This is a genomic window from Bacillus sp. LR--39 (assembly GCF_053613335.1).
The window spans coordinates 1-727 of sequence record NZ_JBSIOT010000832.1 but is presented as its reverse complement, the minus strand read 5'-3'; the positions used below and the strand labels follow the sequence as shown (position 1 = coordinate 727).

Annotated in this window: 1 protein-coding gene and 1 pseudogene; one reads left to right on the top strand and one right to left on the bottom strand. The window is 44.7% G+C overall.

Features of this window, described 5'->3' with window-relative positions:
* Nucleotides 1-295: EamA family transporter (locus tag ACWHAR_RS26855; RefSeq protein ID WP_452088398.1), on the top strand; the 295-nt coding region annotated here is incomplete at its 5' end.
* Between the two features lie 40 nt (nt 296-335).
* Here ACWHAR_RS26855 and ACWHAR_RS26850 read toward each other — a convergent pair.
* Nucleotides 336-727, bottom strand: a pseudogene (locus ACWHAR_RS26850) (amino acid permease); the annotation flags it as partial.

The window sequence follows — 727 nt, the reverse complement described above, 5'->3', positions numbered from 1 at the left end:
ATGGACAGCTCCGTTTATCACGAGCCTGCTGTTCATCTCCGTATTCGTTATCGCGCTCGGCTGGCTTGTCTTTTTTACGCTTGTCGGTTCAGGCGAAGCAAGCAAGGTCGCATCTTATACTTTTTTGATTCCGCTCATATCAATCGTGGCCAGCTCCATTTTCCTGCATGAACCGCTCACCCTTAGCCTCTTGGCAGGGCTGCTGCTGATTGTCACGAGCATCTGTCTCGTGAATACAAAATCAAAAGCGCAGAAAGCTGCGGCGATTGGTATAAACGAGAAAGCTGCACAATAATAAAAACCCTCTTGCCAGCTGCGGCAAGAGGGTTTCTTATTTACTGATGCTTGCGTCCTTTGACCAAATATGCAACTGTAATCAAAAGGTAGATCGCCGCAGTAATGCCAGTAATGACAATTGATGTTGTCATGATGACCCCGATCAGAATGGCGAGTAATGCCACAATCGCAAACCATGTCGTGTACGGGAACCATTTTACATAATAGGCCGGTGTTTCCGTTTGCTGTTTTCTCGATTTTAAATGAGCGAATCCGATGATCAGCCAAATGAATAAAACGGTATATCCCAATGATCCCATTAAATAATTAAATGTTTGGCTTCCTGCGAACAGAGAAATCAATACGCCAATATAGAGAGAAGAAGTGCACAACAGAATCGCAAACATCGGTACGTTTTTCGATGAAAGCTTCGAGAAGACCTTTGGAAGCC